The sequence below is a fragment of the Corynebacterium pseudodiphtheriticum genome, assembly GCF_023509295.1.
In the GTDB taxonomy this organism is placed as follows: domain Bacteria; phylum Actinomycetota; class Actinomycetes; order Mycobacteriales; family Mycobacteriaceae; genus Corynebacterium; species Corynebacterium pseudodiphtheriticum.
In genome coordinates, this window is the sequence record NZ_CP091864.1 from 1,114,643 (window position 1) to 1,134,341 (window position 19,699).

Here is a 19,699-nt window from a genome sequence, read left to right on the forward strand (position 1 = left end):
TTTAGCATAATCCGGCGCTTTTAGTTCTCGAGGGCCAGGTCCGCTCAGCGTAGTCCAACGAGCCTTCGTCGCCTTCGCTGTCCCAACCCGTTTTGTTTTCGTTTCCTACGTTTTCATGCTTTGCCATGTCGCCCGCTAACGGTGATTCCGCCTACTGTAGCTATCGCTGCTTTATCCAGTTCGCTAAACTAGCTGGAAGCTGGCAGATTTTGGCGCAACGATAATTAGAAAGAGGATCCTGTATGAATAAACCCGCGGGTCGACCACGGCGAACTGGAAACAAAGGCAACAAACGGACCCACAGCCAGAATCGCGGGGGCAGGCAATTCGATTCCCAACGTTCCGCGAAGGCAAATAAGGGACCCCAGAAACCTGGTTTCCGGGAAGATCGCTTGAACAAACGCTCAACAGAGCCTGATCTACCAGATGATATCGATCCAACCGTCCTGGATCCCACTGTTCTGCAAGATTTGAAGGTCTTGTCGAAAGACAACGCGGATTCTGTGGCTAAACACATGATTATGTCGGCTACGCTGATGGAAGAAGATCCACAGCTAGCATTGCGTCATGCCCGCGCAGCTAAGGACCGTGCCGGACGAGTTTCGGTCGCTCGGGAGGTAAACGGCATCGCGGCCTATCATGCTGGTGAGTGGAAAGAGGCTCTAGCAGAGCTCCGTGCTTCGCGACGTATGCACGGTGGTCCCGGTCTTTTGGCCGTAATGGCTGACTGCGAACGCGGCCTTGGGCGGCCGGAAAAAGCTATCGAATTATCAAAGTCACCAGAAGCCCGCAATTTACCTCTCGACGAGGCCATTGAATTAGCGATTGTCGCCGCGGGTGCTCGCCTAGATCAGCAACAGGCGGAAAGCGCCGTGATTACCTTGCAGCGCGCTAATCCAGATAAAGCTGATCGGGGGATGGCAGCTGTGCGCCTGAGTTATGCCTACGCCAACGCACTGTTGGAGGCCGGCCGTCGTGACGAAGCTCTGGACTGGTTCGAGCACGCTGCTGAAATTGATGAAGAAGAATGGACTGATGCAGAAGTGCGCTTAGAGGAGTTGAAGAAAAGCTCATGAGTCTGTTAGCTCAGCATGATGGTCTACTTGTCGACTTGGATGGCACGGTGTGGAATGGTGACACGGCCATTGCATCAGCTATTTCGGCGCTGAACGACGTCTCCGTTCCTGTCGCCTTCGTAACTAATAACGCCTCGAAAGCCCATGCTGCCGTCGCTGAAAAACTCCGTGCCTTAGGGATAAACAATGAGAGTCCCACGGTGTTTAATTCGGTCGATGCAGTTGTACAGCTGCTGCAACAAGATGCTGAGCCCGGCACTACCGTGCTCGTGGTCGGCACCGCCTGGCTGCAAGAAACCATTGCAGAAGCGGGGTACCGGGTAGTGACCTCAGCTGGCGACGAACCCGTCAATGCAGGGATCGCAGCAGTTGTGCAGGGGCATAACCCAGAAAATGGTTGGGCTCAGTTGTCGGAAATTGCATTGGCTGTTCGTGCGGGCGCTCGTTATATTTTGACTAACGCGGATACTTCACTGCCTACAGAACGTGGGTTTTATCTGGGCAACGGTGCGATGGCCGCTGCAGTTACAGCGTCTACTGGGGTGCACCCCCGGGCAGCGGGTAAGCCGGAACCTGAGTTATTCCATTTGGCTGCGCAAAAGATCGGGGCAAAGAATCCGTTGTGCATTGGCGATCGCTTAAATACAGACATTGCTGGTGCCAACAACGCTGGTTTCGCTTCCTTGCATGTGCTTACAGGAGTTTCTGGGGCAATCGAGTTGCTTGAGGCGCCACCGGAGCACCGGCCAACTTATATTGGCGTTGATCTTGCTGATGTCCTCCTTCCTGCTGAACAACTACGACCCGGGGCACAAAATGGTTTTACCGCGCGTGGCGATGGGCACGATGTTTTATTGGAACGCGGCTCGATAGAAGGTCTCGGTAACAACGGCCCAGGGCAGGCTGCCCATTCGGCTGCTGCGTTGCGCACCGTGCTTGAAGTCGCGTGGGCACTGCCGAAGCCACCCCGGTATATCCACCCGCGATCAGAGTTTGCCGAAAAAGCTGTAGACAGCTGGAACTAAGCCATGTCTGTACCAAAACCGCGTGACCCTAACGCCCCATCGATTACCCCGGGCGAACTTGCCGACGAACTGGCCCATGTGTTTGCACAACCAGCAACCGATCTAGAAATGGAAGCCGAACAACTCGAACGGGCACATCAGATCTTGCAACGTGGTCTACAAGAAAATTAGCGCGTTGATCGCGGAAATAGTCATCGCAACACGAAACACCGAGCTCAGGAATGACGAGTAACCCATGCACGACACGCACAAAGAATCGCGCTCACGGCTCGATGCAGCGCTGGTGTACCGCGAGTTGGCCCGGTCACGGGAACATGCGGTCAGATTGATTAAAGATGGCTTGGTTGTTGTCGAGGGGACAGTTATTCGGAAACCCTCTTTCCCAGTGACGCATTCGAACTTGGTGACGGTTAGCGGTGGTGGCGAGCCGGAATGGGCATCGCGGGGCGCTTATAAATTGCTCGGAGCACTCGAGGAATTTGCGCCTGCAGGCCTGGATCTTACGGGCAAAAAGGTTCTTGATGCTGGTGCATCAACCGGAGGTTTCACTGATGTCTGTTTGCAGCGTGGAGCCTCTGTGGTCGTGGCCGCTGACGTCGGACGTGAGCAATTGATTCCGCGGTTGCGCAGCCACCCGCAGGTGTTGGTGAAAGAACAGCTTAATCTGCGGCACGTCACTGTTGATGACACGGAGGGCTACTGCGATGCCATGGTTGGAGACTTATCTTTTATCTCTTGGCGGTTAGTGCTGCCTGCTATTGCTTCGGTGCTTGCCGACGGCGCTGACCTACTTCCTATGGTCAAACCACAGTTTGAAGTCGGTAAGAATCGACTTGGAAATCGCGGAGTAGTGCGCAGCGCACAGCTACGAGAAGAAGTCACCATTGGGGTTGCTGAATTTGCTGCTGAGTTGGGCTTATCGACGCTAGCGGCAGGGGCCTCGCGGCTGCCAGGTCCGAGCGGAAACGTAGAATACTTTTTATGGCTGAAGAAAGACGGTGGAGCACGGATGCCGTCTGACTCGGTTTTGCACGAGTTAATTCATAATGCGGTTGAGAAAGGACCACAGTGACGAGGTTGAACATGGCTGCTCAGAGCAACCGGCGCGCTAGTAGTGACCAGCGCGTCGTCTTGTTGGTCCCGCATACTGGCAGCATGGGCAACGTAGCTACCACCGAACGCGTTGTTCGCTTGCTTTCTGCCGCTGGTATTTCTGTGCGCATCGTCGTTGATGATCGAACCACCGGCGTGAGCGAACATCCGTATCTCTCCCAGTATCCGTTGGTTGCTGCAGAACCAGAAGCTGCGCGTGGTTGCGAGCTGGTGCTTGTTCTCGGAGGAGATGGCACTTTTTTGCGTGCTGCAGACTTGGCACATGCAGTTGCCGTCCCGGTCCTAGGTGTGAACATGGGCCATGTGGGTTTTCTCGCTGAGTGGGAAGAAGAATCACTGGAGACCGCTGTGGAACGTGTGGTGCTGCGTGATTATCGCATTGAAGAGCGCATGACCATTGACACGGTCGTAGTCGATGCAGCTGGGGAAGAAGTTGGTCGTTCTTGGGCGCTGAATGAAGTTAGCATGCATAGTCAGAATCGACGTGGAGTGCTTGATGCCATCCTGGAAGTTGATGGGCGCCCGGTGAGTTCATTCGGTTGCGATGGTGTGCTGATCTCGACACCGACGGGGTCTACCGCGTATTCGTTTTCTGCCGGTGGGCCAGTCTTGTGGCCTGAGTTGGATGCGATTTTGGTGGTGCCGAATAATGCGCACGCGCTTTTTGCTAAACCACTTGTAGTTTCACCGGCATCGACGGTGGCGGTAGAGTCCGCTTCGCAAACTGATGAGGCGGTCGTGATTATGGACGGTCATCGGCAAATCACTATGCCTCCGGGATCGCGAGTAGAGGTGGTTCGAGGCGCACATCCGATTCGTTGGGTACGCTTGGATGATAAACCGTTCACCGACCGCCTCGTTAACAAATTTTGGTTGCCGGTGGAGGGGTGGCGTGGTCCCCGGGGACTTCGCCGCGGGGCCAACGACACGAACGATGCACGAGGGGGAGGCGAATAGTCAAGGTTATGCTTGCGGATATCACGATCGAAGATTTGGGCGTGATTCGTCATGCCTCAGCAGAACTGTCTTCCGGGTTAACCGTGCTCACTGGCGAGACCGGTGCCGGCAAAACCATGGTGGTTACCGGGCTTCGGTTGCTCGCAGGTAGCCGTGCCGACGCATCCCGAGTGCGAACCGGAGCTAAAAAAGCCGTCGTTGAAGGGAGCTTTCTCACTGATGAGCTTAGCTCCAGTGCGCAAGAATCGGTGAAAGAAATTGTTGAATCTGGGGGCGGTTCTGCAGACGAAAATGGCGAATACATCGCTGCGCGCACGGTTAGCGCCCAGGGGAGATCTAAGGCGCACTTAGGAGGACGTTCGGTGCCTGCCGCGAAGCTGGCGGAATTTTCTTCCTATGTCTTAGCCATTCACGGGCAAAATGACCAACTGCGTTTGTTGGCTCCAGACGAACAGCGTGCTGCGCTGGATCGGTTTGCGCCAAAGAATTCCGCTCTACTCGCGGATTACCAAGTTCATTATCGGGACTGGAAAAGATTGCAGCGAGACTTCAAAATTCGGACAGAGTCTCGTCGCGAGCTGGCTCAAGAAGTTGATCGTTTGCAATTCGCGATCGACGAAATCGACGAGATTTCGCCGGAAGCTGGTGAAGACGAAGAGCTGATTACCCGGATTCGTCGCTTGCAAGACGTCGACTCCCTCCGTGAACAAGCTATGTCAGCACTGACCGCGATCGACGGCGCGGAAGCTGCCGGTGGATCAGACGGGTTTAGCGAAACTGACCCTGCTTCGACTCTCCTGGGGCAGGCGGAATCAGCGGTACGCGGTTCTGATGATCCACAATTGTCGGCCTTGGCGGACAAACTTGGCGATATCACTACGCAATTAGGGGAAATCTCCGCAGAACTTGGCGGCTTTCTTGGGGAGCTACCAGCAGATCCAGATCAGTTAGAAGCTGCACTTCAACGCCAGCACGAACTGAAAAACTTGACGCGCAAATATGCCCCGACGATTAGCGAAGTGATTGCCTGGCGCGACGCTGCGGAAAAACGGTTAGCGAGCATCGACACTTCAGCCCATGCACTCGAAGAATTGCAAAAGCGCATGCAAACGGCAGAAAAAGATATGCGTGCGGCTGCGAAAAAACTTTCTGCTGCACGCCTTAGAGCCGCTGGGGAATTAGCAAAGGCGGTAACCGCCGAGATACAGGGCTTGGCAATGCCGAAAGCACGTTTAGAGGTTGCTGTTCGACAAATCCAGCCAGCAGAATCTGGTGCTGATGAGGTTGAACTGCTACTTGCGCCGAATGATGCAGCACGGGCACAACCGCTTTCTACCGCTGCGTCCGGTGGCGAATTATCGCGCGTGATGTTGGCATTGGAAGTCATCATTTCTGCAGAAACTACTGGTGCCACGATGGTTTTTGATGAAGTTGATGCTGGCGTCGGCGGCCGTGCGGCGGTCGAAATAGGCCGACGTTTGGCGCGCTTGGCGGTGCATAATCAGGTCATCGTCGTCACGCATCTACCACAGGTCGCTGCTTATGCGGATACACATTTGCACGTAGCTAAAGAAGTCACTGATGAGACAGTCACCTCTGGCGTGCTCACATTGGGTTATGAGCAACGCGTGGAAGAACTTGCCCGCATGTTAGCCGGTTTAGATGACACAGATACTGGGCGTGCGCATGCAGCAGAATTATTAGATAAGGCAGACCAGGACAAAACTACCCGGTAACAGGCGCGCCTTGGCCACTACCGGGGACAATCCGTGTTAAATATTCCTGCATGGGGTTGTTTAACAAAGATGCCGATCTGCCTGGAATTCAGGCCACTGTGCGTGATTGCACTCCTGGCGGAAAGGGAATGCGCAAATTCCACCGTGGCGATATCGCGGTGATTAACGCTGCCGATATAACTCGGCGGGAGGCACAAAACCTCGTTGATGCTGGCCCGTCAGTGGTCATTAACGTCGCTCGATTCACCGAAGGCGGCGTGCCAAATTATGGCCCGCACATGTTGCTAGACGAAGATGTTGTGCTGCTGGAAAACGCCGGTGAGGGCTTTGCCTCTGCAATGCGCGAAGGCAAAAAAGCGCGCGTGACCGAAGAAGGTGAAATCTACCTAGGGGATCGTTTCATCGGCAAAGGCGATCCGGTGAATCGTGAATCCGCGGAAAAGGCTTTTGCGGAAGCACAACAATCCCTCATTGATCATATGGAGGCATATTTCGGCAACACAATCCAGTTTATTCATTCGGAAGGGCCGCTGTTGATTGACGGCTTAGGCATTCCTGATGTTCCAACTGGTCTGGCAGGACGCAAAGTCCTCGTGGTTAGTCCTGGTGTGCACCATCGTGCGCAAATCAAGAATTTGCGCAATTTCATTCGCGAATATCAGCCATCGATTATCGGCGTGGAACAAGCCGCTGATACTTTGCTGGAAATGGGGTATACCCCAGATATTATCGTTGGTAACCCCACTGCAGTGGAGGCCGATTCACTGCGTTGTGGTGCGCAGGTTGTGTTGCCAGCAGACCCAGATGGGCATGCCCCAGGTCTGGAGCGGATCCAGGATCTCGGCGTTGGAGCAATGACTTTCCCGGCAGCGATTGATAATGCTACTGATCTAGCATTGCTTTTGGCTGATTACCACGGTGCAAGCTTCATTGTGAACGCCGGCAGCACGTTGGACTTAGGAGATATCTTCCAACAAGCAGAACATGCCAGCCCCGCGGCGTTGTTGACCAGGACCAAAGTAGGTTCGAAACTCGTAGATGCTAATGCGGTTATTGGCTTGTACCAGACTGGCAGAGGTGTTGCTGCAGGTTGGCTTTGGGCAGCACTTGGGGTCTTGGTGGCGCTAGCTGCGTTAGTGCTGATTGTTGGTATCGCGGGAAGCGGTAATTTCGCTGAAAACATTGCTTCTACGTGGGATAATATTTTCGCGACTGTGCAAGGTTGGTTTAGCTAATGGCTGGTACTCCACGAGCAGGTGTCGGAATCGCTGGTGCCGGAATCGGTCTAGCTTTAGGTGCGGGGCTGGGAGTATTTTTGCTTAGCCCTAATATCCCGGGTGCGATGAATACTGGTGCGTCCAGTGATACTGTGGCGAGTTCTGAATATGAGTCGCTGGAAGCTGAAGGAAAATTCGCGCAGCGCAAAGCCGAAGCCGCTGATGAGGTCGTTGCTGCTGCCGGGCAAGATATCATTAATGGCGTACTCGATGAACAGCCTGTTTTGGTGCTAGCAACAGCCGATGCCAGCGACGAGGATGTAGAAAAACTGCGGGCATCGTTGCAACGAGCTGGTGCGATTGATTCGGGGTTAATTAAACTTTCCGAGAAGTTTTTTACTCAAAACGGTGCAGACCAGCTTAAAACGATAGTGGCAAATACCTTGCCTGCGGGTACTGAACTTTCTGCCGATAATCGGGATCCTGGCACCCATGCAGGACAAGCGTTGGGCGCGGCTCTGACCTTTGCCGAAGGCACAGATACACCGAATTCCACCACGGAAGACCGAGGGTTACTGCTGGAAACTTTAGCGGAAGCTGAGTACTTAGAGTATGAGTCCGGCACTATCCTTCCCGGCCAGGCTATCGTAATGGTCACCGGATCCGGCTCTACGGCTAGCGGTGCAGATTTTGTGGCAAAAAACCAAGCTGCTTTCGCCGAAGCCCTGGATGAAGCGGGCGGGGCCACTGTAATTGCCGGTCGCGTAGGCCATGACGAGGCGAGCAACGTGATTACTCAATTGCGTGGAAGCGACAGCACCGCCGGAGCTGTAAGCACTGTCGAAGCCGTGGATCAGACATGGGGACGCTTGGCGGCGGTTCTCGCCGTCGCCGAACAACTAGAAGGCGGCAGCGGCGCTTATGGCTTTTCCGAAAACGCCGATGAGGTTTTGCCGGAGCATTAAGCGTGCATAACGAGCAAAACCAGGAGCTACAGCAGCGCGGCGAGCACGTTTTTTCCACGCTGAATTCGGAGCTGCTTGCGCAAGGCCCCATCGTTGGGCTGCGCCGGGATATTGTTTCGATGCCGGGCGGTGGTGAGGCCACACGGGAAACCCTGGAACACTTCGGTGCCGCGGCGATTGTCGCGTTGGACGAAGACAACCGGATTGCGCTGATCCATCAGTACCGCCACGCTTTTGGGCAGCGGTTATGGGAGATCCCGGCCGGGTTATTAGATCAGGCAGGCGAGACGGCATTCGAATGCGCACAGCGTGAGTTGTTGGAAGAAACCGGGGCGCAGGCAGCACGATGGGCGGTTCTCGGCGATATTGCTCCTAGCCCGGGGATATCGGATGAAGCCACCCGGATTTTTCTCGCGCAAAATATCAGCACAGCAGACTGGGATCCGACTGAGCAGGGTGCATCCGGTCTAGGAGCTCAGATCGGTGATTCTGGAGATGAAGAAGCCGATATGGAATTAGCCTGGATAGCTCTTGACGACGCCGTCGCCAAGGTTTGCGCTGGTGAAATCACTAATGCCTCGGCCGTGGCGGGTATCTTGTTGGCGCACCACCATGTGGTAGCAGGCACGCAGCTGCGCAGTGTGGAAGCTCCATTCGCATTGCGCCCGACCGCGTTGGCGCAGCGTCGGCAAGCATCTGGAACGGTGCAACCGGGTGCAGCGTTGACCCACGTAACCGAGACAGACAACCACGAATAATGGCTGCTACAGCGCAAGAGATTGCCGATACTTGGCTGGACCACCTTGCGGTGGAAAAAGGACATTCGGATAACACGCTGCAGAGTTACCGACGCGATATCCGGCGCTACCTCACGTGGCTGGAGCAACTGGGATATTCGCACCTAGGCCAGGTAACTGCGGCGGATCTGGAAGGTTATTTGCGTGATCTGCAGACTGGATTTGCAGGGTATAAACCATTGGTAGTGGCATCGACGAGCCGGGCGTTCATCGTGGTGCGGGGATTGCACAAGTTTGCTTTGAGTGAGGGCGAATTGGCAGAAGATGTGGCCGCGGGGATTGCTCCGCCGAGTGCTGCACAAAATTTGCCGGATGCCTTGTCCATTGCTGACGTTGAACGCTTGTTAGACGCAATCCCGCATGGTGAAGCGGCAACCCCCGTGAATATTCGGGACCGGGCTTTGCTGGAATTGTTGTATTCCACAGGTACCCGCATTTCGGAGGCTTTGGATATTACGCTCGACGAATTTCGTCATGCTGCCGACGGCGAACGGATCCTTCGCGTGACCGGTAAAGGCTCGAAGCAACGCATCGTTCCTATCGGTCAGGCTGCGGTTGATGCGTGTAGCGAATACGTGGTGCGGGCCCGGCCGATGCTGGCGAAAGGAACTAGCCACGCTTTGTTTTTGAATACGCGTGGTGCGCAGTTGAAGCGACAGTCAGCGTGGAAGGTGCTACAAGAGGCTGCGCAACAGGCGGGGATTAGCACCAAGATTTCCCCGCACACGCTGCGGCATTCCTTCGCCACGCATTTGCTTTCCGGAGGAGCCGATGTGCGCACCGTACAGGAATTATTAGGGCATTCTTCAGTTACTACTACGCAAATTTATACCCACGTGAGTGCGGATGACATGCGGGAAGTCTGGGCGCAGTCGCACCCCCGGGCGTAGTTGCTGGGTGTGCGCACAAATGAGGGAGTAAAAAGTCGTGGAAAAGCGAACAAAAGATTCGCAGAGATCCGATAATTCTACCAAAGTCGTTTGTGGAATTATCGATTAAATAGGTTAGCCTTAGATATTGATTTTCTGGGGAATCTGTGTAAATTGAACCCCATGCAATATTTATCCCGGCGTGTTCAATCTGAAGTTTCGGTTTATCGGCATACGATAAACCTGCGAGCAATTCTTATTTTTTCGGTTGCACTCTTTTCTGCTGTTGTTCTTGTAGCATGCAGTAATGAGAAACTTGCCGATGATTCTTCTGTAGGTGGATCTTCTACTGCTGAAACTGAAGATCCTCGCATTGTGGCGCTCGATTGGCGGTACGAAGAAATCCTTCATGCGCTTGATCTGGAGCCAGTCGGAATTGTGGAAATCGGACAATCAAAGGCACCAGCTACCCTGGAAGGTAAACTTGACGGCATTGAATCCGTTGGGCAAGCGAAACAACCAAATTTGGAAGTGATTCAATCGCTTGAACCTGACTTGATTCTGGCAAGCCCAACGCGTCATGCTGCGATAATGGATCAACTAGCTGAGATTGCTCCAACGGAATCTTATTCAGACGATAGCTATGTCGATGTTTTGGATGCAATGGACGAAATCGCAGCTAAATACGATCGTCAAGATAAAGCACAAGAAGTGCGTAACCGTATTGAAACTAAAGTGAAAAAGGCTAGAGACGTAGTCCCGGATGGCACTCGTTCTGCACTGATTGGTTGGACGAAGGACACCTTGTATACCTGGGTGGATCCTTCATTTCCAGCTTCGTTATTAACTGCTGCAGGCTACGAATACGGTTACCAGGGAGAAAAGAGTTCGATCGAATCAAAGACAGATGTAGCTGAGCTCACCGGTGATAAGCTGTCAACAATGGAGTTAGACACTCTGTTTCTTTATAACGATCAAGAAGCTTTCTACAACAGTCCATGGGCTGATGTTGTCGATGACGTGGTTGACGTCGAACAAGATACCTGGTCGCGCTCACGCGGACCGATAGCTGCCGAGGTTATGCTCGATAAAATTATCGACCACGCGCTACAGAAGTGAACGTAGAAACGGAAGCTAAGACTAGCACCAACGTCCGTGCCAGGACGCGAACAATACAAGTTCGCGCGCTCGTAACAGTGGTCGGAGCGCTTATTGGCATCACCGTGATAGTTTGCTGGCGTATGCTACAGGTTGAAGCTCCCCAGAATGCTGAATGGTTGCTCGCCGAAGTTGTCGCGGTCAACCGCGATCGTCTTATCGTTGCAGTTGTTGTTGGGATGTGCCTTGGGGTAGCAGGCGTTCTTCTGCGGACAGCTACAAAAAATCCGCTAGCAGATCCGGATATCGTAGGTGTTAATTCTGGCGCGGCATTTGGAGCGGTAGCAGCAAGTGCTTTTTCAGGGAATTCGGGTAGTTTAACTCTATTACCTTGGGCATTACTCGGCGCGACGGTCGCGGGTGCGATTACGGTTTTTTTCGGGCTACGCGGTTCCGCTACCCAAGCACAGCAAATATCTGTGCAGCGCATGGTTTTGCTGGGAATTGCGGTGAGCGCATTATTTAGTGCATTAACATCGATTGCTTTGGTCCTTGATGAGGCACAGTTAGCGACTGTACTATCGTGGCTTTCCGGCAAACTTGCCGGCGTAAGGCTATCAGAAATCTGGGCTGCACTAGTTTGCCTAATTATCCTGTTGCCACTGATGGTCATGAGCGGTAAACAACTCGATACGTTGACTGCGGATGAGCAAGTCGCTACTGCATTTGGTGCAAAACCGGCGTTATTGCGATTACTTGCGATCGTGGGTGCGATTATTCTTATAGCTCCTTGTGTTGCTGCGACTGGGCCGATTGGATTTTTAGGTCTTATGGCTGCTACGGCTGCTCACCGGGTTTGTGGTGTTAACCACCGGTGGGCGTTACCCGTGGCAGGTTTACTTGGTGCATTCGTGTTGTTGCTCGCAGATATTGTCGGTCAAGCGGTATGGGCTCCGGCTGAGACTCCCGTAGGAATCATTACCGCCGTTGCTGGTGTCCCTGTGCTGCTATGGGGAATAAACCACATGTCTAAAAAATCTTAGGCCTACTGGTGGAGGATGAAATAATGGCCGCCCAATCGACAACGCGGTTTATCGTTGCCTTTGCTATCGCGAATGCGGTTTTACTCTTGATGATTGTGCTTGCCCTCGGAATTGGCGCTGTAGCTGTACCTCCTAGTGAAGTCGTACTACGCCTGATGGAGGCCGATAACCTCATCTGGAAATTCCGCGTCCCGCGAGCGCTTGTTGGGGTGTTTGCGGGTGCCGGGATGGCGATTTCTGGTTGCTTACTGCAGCTAGGGCTCCGGAACCCGCTTGCCGCCCCAGATACCGTAGGCATTACTGCAGGAGGAGGGCTTGCTGCGGTAGTCGCATTGCTCGGCGCAGGTGCATTGCCGGCACAAGCTCTCACCCCGGTCGCGCTAGTCGGAGCTTGTATAGGTGCAGGCTTAGTTTTAGTTGCTTCCGGAAAAGGCGTGAATAATCCGATTCGCTTAGCATTGACCGGCGTTGCAGTTTCTGTAGGACTTGGGGCAGTCACGCAGTTATTACTCGTTCGTACTGCACCCGAAGCTGGGGCCGCGATGGCGTGGCTGAAAGGCTCGTTGTATGCACGTTCGCTTTCGGATGCTGTTGTCGTCGGTCCGATTGTCGTTACCGTATTTTGCTTGAGCCTGATCATCGCGAAGCATTTTGATGTCTTGCTGCTTGATGACGCCACAATGAAGGGAATCGGAGCGGTGCCGTTGCGCTGGCGGCTGCTCGCCGTTGGTTGTGCGATCGTTAGCGGTGCGGCGGCCGTGGCGGCAGCTGGTGTACTCGCTTTTGCGGGGTTAATCGTACCGCATTTAGCACGTCTATTGGTTGGCCCGCAGTTATTACGGCAATTGCCAATGGCAACAGTCATCGGGAGTGCATTAGTTGTTGGTTCTGATGCGCTGGGACGGTGGATGTTCAGCCCGACTGAGATACCAGTTGGTGCGCTGATTGCGATAATAGGTGCACCGTACTTCGTATTCTTGCTCATGCGAATTACAGCAAAAGGTACCTGAAGTGAGTAGTTACAATTTGTACAAATATACGATACAAAATTTAGGGGTCCGAGATGAATTCCGGAATTACTGATGAACTTACCGGACATAATATCGTCGCGGGGTATAGCGATGCACCGGTCCTACGGGATGTTAGCGTAAATATTCCGAAAAACAAGGTCACCGCGATAATAGGACCGAATGGCTCTGGTAAATCAACGTTATTGAAGGTGCTCGGACGTCAATTGTCGCGGTCTTCAGGAGTAATTAAACTCGGAGACGTTAAACTAGAAAATTTTTCCTCTCGTGATTTTGCCCGAATGGTTTCGTATCTGCCCCAACGACCAACAGTGTCTGAAGGACTTACAGTCCGTGACTTAATCAGCTTTGGAAGGTATCCCTATACAGGAATTTTTGCGAATTTATCGCACGAGGATTATTTGGCAGTCGAAGACGCAGCCGAACAAACTGGAATCGCAGAGTTATTGGATCAAGATGCAACAAATTTGTCGGGTGGCCAACAGCAACGGGTATGGATCGCAATGGCGATCGCCCAACAAGCTTCGACGCTGTTACTGGATGAACCAACAACGTATCTTGATCCCGCATTCCAACTATCGACGCTCGATTTGGTCAAGAAGTTGCATCATGAAGGCCATACTGTAGTGATGGTCCTACATGACATCACCCAAGCTGCACGATATGCGAATTATGTTATCGCGATGAAAGATGGGGTAGTGGTACGTGCTGGAAATACTGCAGATGTATTGACTAAAGAACTAGTAAAAGATGTTTTCGCGGTTAACTGTTTGTTGCTGGAAGATCCGGCAACTGGAAGGAAATTACCCGTTCCGTACAGTTTATGAGGCGAGGACTACTCTTGACTATTTCTAAAACAAGGTTATGCTTACCTTTATGAAGTTTGAAGAGCGCCTAGCTAATGCGGAAATTGATATCAACAAACGTCTAATTGAATCGTTAGAGCGAGAAAAACTGGTAACACCGGCCGTTTGCTGGTGTGTCTCTTGAGGTTTCTGAAAGCTGGTCTTTTCCTTTACCTGCGCCCGTGCCTGCTTTTAATCCTTGGTAATTCTAGGTTACAGACTTGTCTAGTGCTTTTCTCGTCAAGCAGGTGGACTTTTTTAATAACAGCGTTGTAAGTTTGGTGTATCGACACAGAGACATGCTGCTGGCCGGGGCCGGTCGGTAAAGAAGGGCGTCTCTGGATTTAGTCTTGATGCAGGAAGGCGAGGACATGAGTGACGACGGGCTCTTTGAGGCGGAAACAACCGGCCTCACCGGCCGTGCAAAACGTGAATTCTCGCAACCGAAGCCATTAGACAAACACGGCCCAGCCACGATTATCTCCATGTGTAACCAAAAAGGTGGCGTCGGCAAGACCACCACGACCATCAATTTGGGTGCCTGTATCGCAGAGCATGGCCGTAAAGTCCTGTTGGTTGACTTGGACCCGCAGGGTGCATTGTCTGCGGGTTTGGGTATTTCGCATGACCGTTTAGAAGACACCATCTATGACGTCATGTTGGACAACCACACCAGCATCCACTCCGCAATTTTGCATACCGATACCGCAAACCTTGATGTAGTTCCTGCGAATATTGACCTTTCTGCTGCTGAAATTCAGATGGTCAACGAAGTTGGTCGTGAGCACACTCTGGCTCGTGCGCTGCGTCCGGTAATGCGGGATTACGACTTCATCATCATCGACTGCCAGCCGTCCTTGGGCTTGTTGACGGTCAATGCGCTTGCCTGTTCACACGGCGTGATTATTCCAATGGAATGTGAATATTTCTCCTTGCGTGGTTTGGCGCTGTTGACCGATACCGTCGAGAAAGTCTCTGAGCGCATCAACTTCGACCTGGAAGTTCTGGGTATTTTGGTCACGATGTTCGACCGACGCACCAAACACGCCAGGGAAGTGATGGACCGCGTTGTCGAGGTGTTCGATGAGAAAGTCTTCGATACCGTGATCACACGCACCGTCCGCTTCCCGGAAACTTCCGTGGCTGGCGAGCCAATAACCAGTTGGGCACCGAGTTCACAAGCCACCCAGCAATATCGAACCTTGGCGCTGGAAGTCATGGAGCGCACCGCTAACGCCCAGGCATGACGCATATTCACGCTGCACAGACTCGCACCGCACAGCACGAACAGAACCAGTCGGAAGCCCCAGAACAACCAGAGATCACTGGTTTTCGCCTGGCTTTGGCGAATTTTGAGGGACCTTTCGACCTGCTGCTGCAGCTTATCCATTCCAAAAAAATGGATATTACGGACATCGCTTTGCACGAAGTCACCGACGAGTTTTTGGCGTATACCCGTTTTCTTGACGCCAGCGCCGGATTAGACGAGCGCACAGAATTCCTCGTGGTGGCAGCAACCTTGTTGGACCTGAAGGCAGCGCGTTTGCTTCCCCGCGGAGAAGTTGACGACGAAGAAGACCTCGCGTTGCTGGAATCGCGGGATCTCTTATTTGCGCGGCTGCTGCAATACCGCGCATACAAACAAGTTGCAGAGTTATTTGCAGACTGGCAACGAAACGCACAGCAACGATACCCACGGGCCGTGGCCATCGAAGAACGCTTTGCTGAGTTACTACCTCCGTTGCACCTGGGGCATAATCCGGAATCGTTCGCAGAATTAGCCGCGGGCGTATTCCGCCCGAAACCTCCCGAGGAAGTCGGCACCGATCACGTACACCGGGTGGCTGTTTCAGTGCCCGAACAAGCAGGTGTGATGCTGAACTCGCTGAAACTGCTCGGGGCCAGCGAATGGACGACGTTTGCAACCCTGACCCGGGATTGCCCAGATACGATGCACATAGTGGGCCGATTTTTGGCGCTGTTGGAGCTGTACAAGGCGCGTGCGGTGGATACAGAACAACCCGAGGCTTTGGAAAAACTATCTGTCGCATGGACTGGCTTGGACGTGGACCCAGCCGTCGTTGGTGCGGCAAACTGGGAATAAGGTGGGAACAAATACCAGGTGATGTAGTGAGAATGGCTGCTAGCAAGAATAGGCGTAAAGGAACACGATGAGCATGGACGATAGCACGGGGCAATCCACGGATCTGCCACTGATCTCTCAGCGGCGCAGCCAGTTAGAGTCCATCTTGCTCGTCATCGATGCTCCGGCGAGTGCTGCGCACCTGGCTCGAGCACTCGGCGTCGCTAAGCCCGAGGTCGTTGCACTATTGGAAGAAATTCGTGATGAATTCGACAGCCGTGGTTCGGGGATGCAGCTGCGGGAGAACGCAGAAGGCTGGCGTTTGTATACCCGCACTGTAAACGCCACCCCCGTCGAGGAATTTCTGCTTGATGGAAGCCAGACCAAGCTCTCCCGTGCCGCGCTAGAAACCCTGGCTGTCATTGCATACCGACAACCGGTGACTAGGGCTCAGGTCTCGGCAGTCCGTGGGGTCAACGTCGATGGTGTTATGCGCACGCTGGCAATTCGCGGTATGATTCGCGAGGTTGAGGCAAGTCAGCATCCCGATCTCACGGAGGAGACGTCCAGCACAGCCCGTTTCTATGTCACCACCGAGCTGTTTTTGGAACAATTGGGCATAGATTCTCTCGCTGCACTGCCTGATCTTGCGCCATTGCTGCCAGAACTCGACAGCATTGACGACGAATTTTAACCCGGCAGACGACAACAGCTTAAAGGACCGTGATCACCGTGACCGAAAACCACAGTAAAGCAACCGCAGAATCCATTGCCCAAGATTTAGGCGCGGATTGGATTTTTGCCGATGAGCCGACCAACGGCCAAGACAATGATGCAGGGCGCGAAGCCGTGCGGCTACAGAAAGTGTTGTCCCAGGCAGGCGTGGCTTCACGTCGGCACTCGGAAATCTTGATTCGTGACGGGCGTGTGCAAGTCAATGGCAAGACCATTACGAAACAAGGCGTGAAGGTTGACCCTTCGCGCGATATCATCCACGTCGACGGTGCTCGAATTAACGTGGACGAGGATAAAGCTTATTACGTGCTGAACAAGCCACGTGGCGTGCAATCCACTATGTCAGACGAGATGGGCCGGCGTTGTGTCGGCGATCTGGTCGTCGGCAAGTTAGATGCTGGCGAAAGGCTGTTCCACGTCGGGCGGTTGGATGCCGACACCGAAGGTTTGCTGATCCTGACTAACGACGGTGAGCTGGCGAATCGCCTGATGCACCCGAAATACGAGGTATCGAAGACTTACCTGGCGGAAGTGCTCGGTGAGGCCGGTCCGAAGCTGATTTCTACGCTGCGTGAAGGCGTGGAGCTGGAAGATGGTATGGCGAAAGCGGATTTCGTTCGTATCATCGACAAAAACCAAGGATTTTCGTTGGTACAGGTGGAACTCCACGAAGGCCGCAAGCACATCGTGCGTCGCATGCTGAAAGAAGCCGGCTACCCGGTCCAGCGCCTGGTGCGTACTAAGGTGCACACGGTGCAGCTCGGTGAACAAAAGCCCGGTGTCTTGCGGGCATTGAATGCCTCGGAGCTGACTTCGCTGTATAAAGCAGTGGGTATGTAGAAAAATAGAGCAGCCAATACAGACAAAGTAGATAGAAAAGATAGAAACGAATTTATGATTACAAATATGCCTGACGACGGCCTACTTGTTGCCGTCGACGGACCTTCCGGAACCGGAAAATCGTCCACCTGCCGCGCGCTCGCGAAACGACTGGACGCTAAATACCTGGATACCGGTGCGATGTATCGAGTAGCCACGCTCGCCGTGCTGCGTGCCCAGGTAGATCCGCTTGATAGCTATGCGGTCATTGAGGCGACCCGCGATCTCCCGATCGAAATTAGCGATGACCCGGAATCCAGCGCGGTGCTTCTCGACGGTGAGGATGTCTCGGAACCGATCCGTGGGCAAGCCGTGACGACGCATGTCTCGTCCGTCTCGGCCATCCCGGAGGTTCGGGAAAATTTGGTGCAACTGCAGCGTGAGCTCGCTTTTGCCGCCCACCGCGTGATTGTGGAAGGCAGAGACATCGGCACCGTCGTGCTGGGAGATGCGCCGACGAAGATTTTTCTCACTGCTTCTGCGGAGATTCGTGCGCAGCGTCGGCACGACCAAAACCTGGCGGCAGGCCGGGAATCGTCGTTTTCTGCGGTGCTTGCCGACGTCCAACGCCGAGATGCGGCTGATTCCGCTCGTGCTGCCTCGCCGCTGCGTCCAGCTGATGATGCGGTGCTGGTTGATACCTCAGAGTTGACGCTCGAGGAAGTTCAGCAAAAGATCATCAACATCATCCAGAGTGCAGGCTTGACGGAGTCCGGTAACTTAGACGCTTCGAACGACTTTGCCTCCGCGTATCGCGAATATACCGGCGATGATTTTGATGAAACCGAATTTTCCGTTGCGGATGCTGAGCGAGGCGAAGATGAGCCAGACTGGGACGCTTTGGAAGAAGAATTCCTGTCTTCGCTTGGCGGCACTCAAGTAGAAGAGGCACTGTGCACCGTCGCGATTGTGGGGCGCCCGAACGTCGGCAAGTCATCCTTGACCAACCGCTTTTTAGGCCGTCGCGAAGCAGTCGTCGAAGACGTACCTGGTGTGACCCGCGACCGGAACTCGTATTTGGCGGAATGGGCAAACCAGCGCTTCTGGGTACAAGATACTGGTGGCTGGGATTCCAATGTCAAAGGCCTCAACGCGCATATCGCACGCCAAGCAGAAGTCGCGATGGATACCGCAGATGTCATCATTTTCGTCGTTGATACCCGCGTCGGAGCCACTGAGACTGACATCATGATGGCGCGGAAGCTGCAACGCTCGAAAGTGCCGGTGTTGCTGGTAGCCAACAAGTTCGATTCACCGCAGCAATATGCTGATCTCTCACTGTTTTATAGCCTGGGATTGGGAGATCCATGGCCGGTCTCGGCGCTGCACGGTAACGGTTCCGCTGACGTTCTCGATGAGATGTTGCGTTTGTTCCCAGAAACTCCACGGCAAACTTCGATTACCTCTGGACCGCGCAAAGTGGCTTTGGTGGGCAAGCCGAACGTCGGCAAGTCCTCACTCCTGAACAAATTTGCCAACGAAGAACGCTCGGTGGTCGACAACGTTGCTGGTACTACGGTGGATCCAGTGGACTCCATGGTGCAACTCGATGAGCAAATGTGGCGTTTCATCGACACCGCAGGTCTCCGCAAAAAGGTAAAAAACGCGCAAGGTCATGAATATTATGCGTCCCTGCGTACCCGTGGCGTGATCGATGCTGCAGAAGTCTGCGTGCTGTTGATCGATGCCTCTGAGCCGATCAGTGAACAAGACCAGCGCGTACTCGCCATGATCTTGGAATCTGGGAAAGCCCTAGTCCTCGCGCTTAACAAATGGGATCTGATGGAAGAAGAACGCCGCTTCTTGTTGGAGCGCGAGCTGGAACAACAGCTTCGGCATATCCCATGGGCGACGCGCGTGAATATCTCGGCGAAAACAGGCCGTGCGCTCAACAAGCTGGAACCAGCGATGATCGCAGCCTTGGAAAGCTGGGACAAGCGTGTGACTACGGGACAGTTGAATAACTGGATCCGCGAGGCTATCGCGGCGAACCCACCGCCTATGAAGAACAATCGTTTGCCTAAGGTACTGTTTGCTACCCAGGCAGGCACGCAGCCGCCGACCATCGTGTTGTTTACGACCGGATTCCTGGATGCCGGGTACCGGCGCTACCTCGAGCGTAAATTCCGAGAGCGATTTGGTTTTCACGGCACCCCAGTGCGCATTGCTGTCCGGGTGCGTGAGCGCAAAACTAAGCGCAAGTAGTTGAAGCTAGCTTTAGTCGGGCGTTAGT

19 protein-coding genes are annotated in these 19,699 nt (G+C 53.7%); all 19 read left to right on the top strand.

All coding sequences use genetic code 11. The features are described 5' to 3' along the window. Positions 1 to 242 precede the first annotated feature (242 nt). The 19 genes from L9H78_RS04965 (at position 243) to der (ending at position 19,671) form a co-directional block, all read left to right on the top strand. Positions 243 to 1,076, top strand: coding sequence for a tetratricopeptide repeat protein (locus tag L9H78_RS04965; protein WP_249618706.1), 834 nt, complete (start codon positions 243 to 245; stop codon positions 1,074 to 1,076). Beyond that, complete coding sequence (locus L9H78_RS04970; protein WP_249620661.1) at positions 1,073 to 2,101, top strand: HAD-IIA family hydrolase; 1,029 nt, start codon at positions 1,073 to 1,075, stop codon at positions 2,099 to 2,101. Before L9H78_RS04965 ends, L9H78_RS04970 begins: the two co-directional genes overlap by 4 nt. Before the next feature lie 3 nt (positions 2,102 to 2,104). Beyond that, a complete protein-coding gene (locus tag L9H78_RS04975; RefSeq protein ID WP_249618708.1) occupies positions 2,105 to 2,272 on the top strand; it encodes a hypothetical protein in 168 nt (55 codons plus the stop codon). A 64-nt stretch (positions 2,273 to 2,336) separates the two neighbouring features. Then, on the top strand, positions 2,337 to 3,173 hold the full coding sequence (locus L9H78_RS04980) for a TlyA family RNA methyltransferase (RefSeq protein ID WP_249620662.1): 837 nt from the start codon (positions 2,337 to 2,339) through the stop codon (positions 3,171 to 3,173). 11 nt (positions 3,174 to 3,184) lie between these two features. Continuing rightward, positions 3,185 to 4,171: an NAD kinase gene (locus L9H78_RS04985; RefSeq protein WP_249618710.1), complete on the top strand. Its 987-nt coding sequence runs from the start codon at positions 3,185 to 3,187 to the stop codon at positions 4,169 to 4,171. 8 nt (positions 4,172 to 4,179) lie between these two features. Further along, positions 4,180 to 5,907, top strand: a complete 1,728-nt coding sequence (gene recN / locus L9H78_RS04990) for a DNA repair protein RecN (protein ID WP_249620663.1) — start codon at positions 4,180 to 4,182, stop codon at positions 5,905 to 5,907. A gap of 50 nt (positions 5,908 to 5,957) precedes the next feature. Continuing rightward, the gene (steA, locus tag L9H78_RS04995) at positions 5,958 to 7,142 is read left to right on the top strand and encodes a putative cytokinetic ring protein SteA (RefSeq protein ID WP_249618712.1); all 1,185 of its coding nucleotides are present in this window, start codon (positions 5,958 to 5,960) and stop codon (positions 7,140 to 7,142) included. After that, entirely contained in the window at positions 7,142 to 8,089 is a 948-nt protein-coding gene (locus L9H78_RS05000; protein ID WP_249620664.1) for a copper transporter, read from the top strand. The genes steA and L9H78_RS05000 overlap by 1 nt, the downstream gene beginning before the upstream one ends. A gap of 2 nt (positions 8,090 to 8,091) precedes the next feature. After that, on the top strand, positions 8,092 to 8,847 hold the full coding sequence (locus L9H78_RS05005) for an NUDIX domain-containing protein (RefSeq protein WP_249620665.1): 756 nt from the start codon (positions 8,092 to 8,094) through the stop codon (positions 8,845 to 8,847). After that, positions 8,847 to 9,776, top strand: coding sequence for a site-specific tyrosine recombinase XerD (xerD, locus tag L9H78_RS05010; protein WP_249620666.1), 930 nt, complete (start codon positions 8,847 to 8,849; stop codon positions 9,774 to 9,776). The genes L9H78_RS05005 and xerD overlap by 1 nt, the downstream gene beginning before the upstream one ends. Positions 9,777 to 9,938: 162 nt before the next feature. After that, positions 9,939 to 10,874: an ABC transporter substrate-binding protein gene (locus tag L9H78_RS05015; RefSeq protein ID WP_249618716.1), complete on the top strand. Its 936-nt coding sequence runs from the start codon at positions 9,939 to 9,941 to the stop codon at positions 10,872 to 10,874. A gap of 53 nt (positions 10,875 to 10,927) precedes the next feature. Further along, the gene (locus tag L9H78_RS05020) at positions 10,928 to 11,896 is read left to right on the top strand and encodes a FecCD family ABC transporter permease (RefSeq protein WP_430622715.1); all 969 of its coding nucleotides are present in this window, start codon (positions 10,928 to 10,930) and stop codon (positions 11,894 to 11,896) included. Between the two features lie 23 nt (positions 11,897 to 11,919). Continuing rightward, positions 11,920 to 12,906 carry a FecCD family ABC transporter permease gene (locus L9H78_RS05025; protein WP_249618718.1) on the top strand — a complete coding sequence of 329 codons (987 nt, stop codon included), beginning with the start codon at positions 11,920 to 11,922 and terminating at the stop codon, positions 12,904 to 12,906. A 53-nt stretch (positions 12,907 to 12,959) separates the two neighbouring features. After that, complete coding sequence (locus L9H78_RS05030; RefSeq protein WP_249618719.1) at positions 12,960 to 13,751, top strand: ABC transporter ATP-binding protein; 792 nt, start codon at positions 12,960 to 12,962, stop codon at positions 13,749 to 13,751. A 389-nt stretch (positions 13,752 to 14,140) separates the two neighbouring features. Next, on the top strand, positions 14,141 to 15,016 hold the full coding sequence (locus L9H78_RS05035; protein WP_018119497.1) for a ParA family protein: 876 nt from the start codon (positions 14,141 to 14,143) through the stop codon (positions 15,014 to 15,016). Beyond that, on the top strand, positions 15,013 to 15,873 hold the full coding sequence (locus L9H78_RS05040) for a segregation and condensation protein A (protein ID WP_023019516.1): 861 nt from the start codon (positions 15,013 to 15,015) through the stop codon (positions 15,871 to 15,873). The genes L9H78_RS05035 and L9H78_RS05040 overlap by 4 nt, the downstream gene beginning before the upstream one ends. Positions 15,874 to 15,946: 73 nt before the next feature. Beyond that, entirely contained in the window at positions 15,947 to 16,546 is a 600-nt protein-coding gene (scpB, locus tag L9H78_RS05045; RefSeq protein WP_249620667.1) for an SMC-Scp complex subunit ScpB, read from the top strand. A gap of 29 nt (positions 16,547 to 16,575) precedes the next feature. Further along, a complete protein-coding gene (locus tag L9H78_RS05050; RefSeq protein WP_249620668.1) occupies positions 16,576 to 17,427 on the top strand; it encodes a pseudouridine synthase in 852 nt (283 codons plus the stop codon). A gap of 54 nt (positions 17,428 to 17,481) precedes the next feature. Beyond that, entirely contained in the window at positions 17,482 to 19,671 is a 2,190-nt protein-coding gene (gene der / locus L9H78_RS05055; RefSeq protein WP_249620669.1) for a bifunctional cytidylate kinase/GTPase Der, read from the top strand. The last annotated feature ends 28 nt before the right edge of the window (positions 19,672 to 19,699 follow it).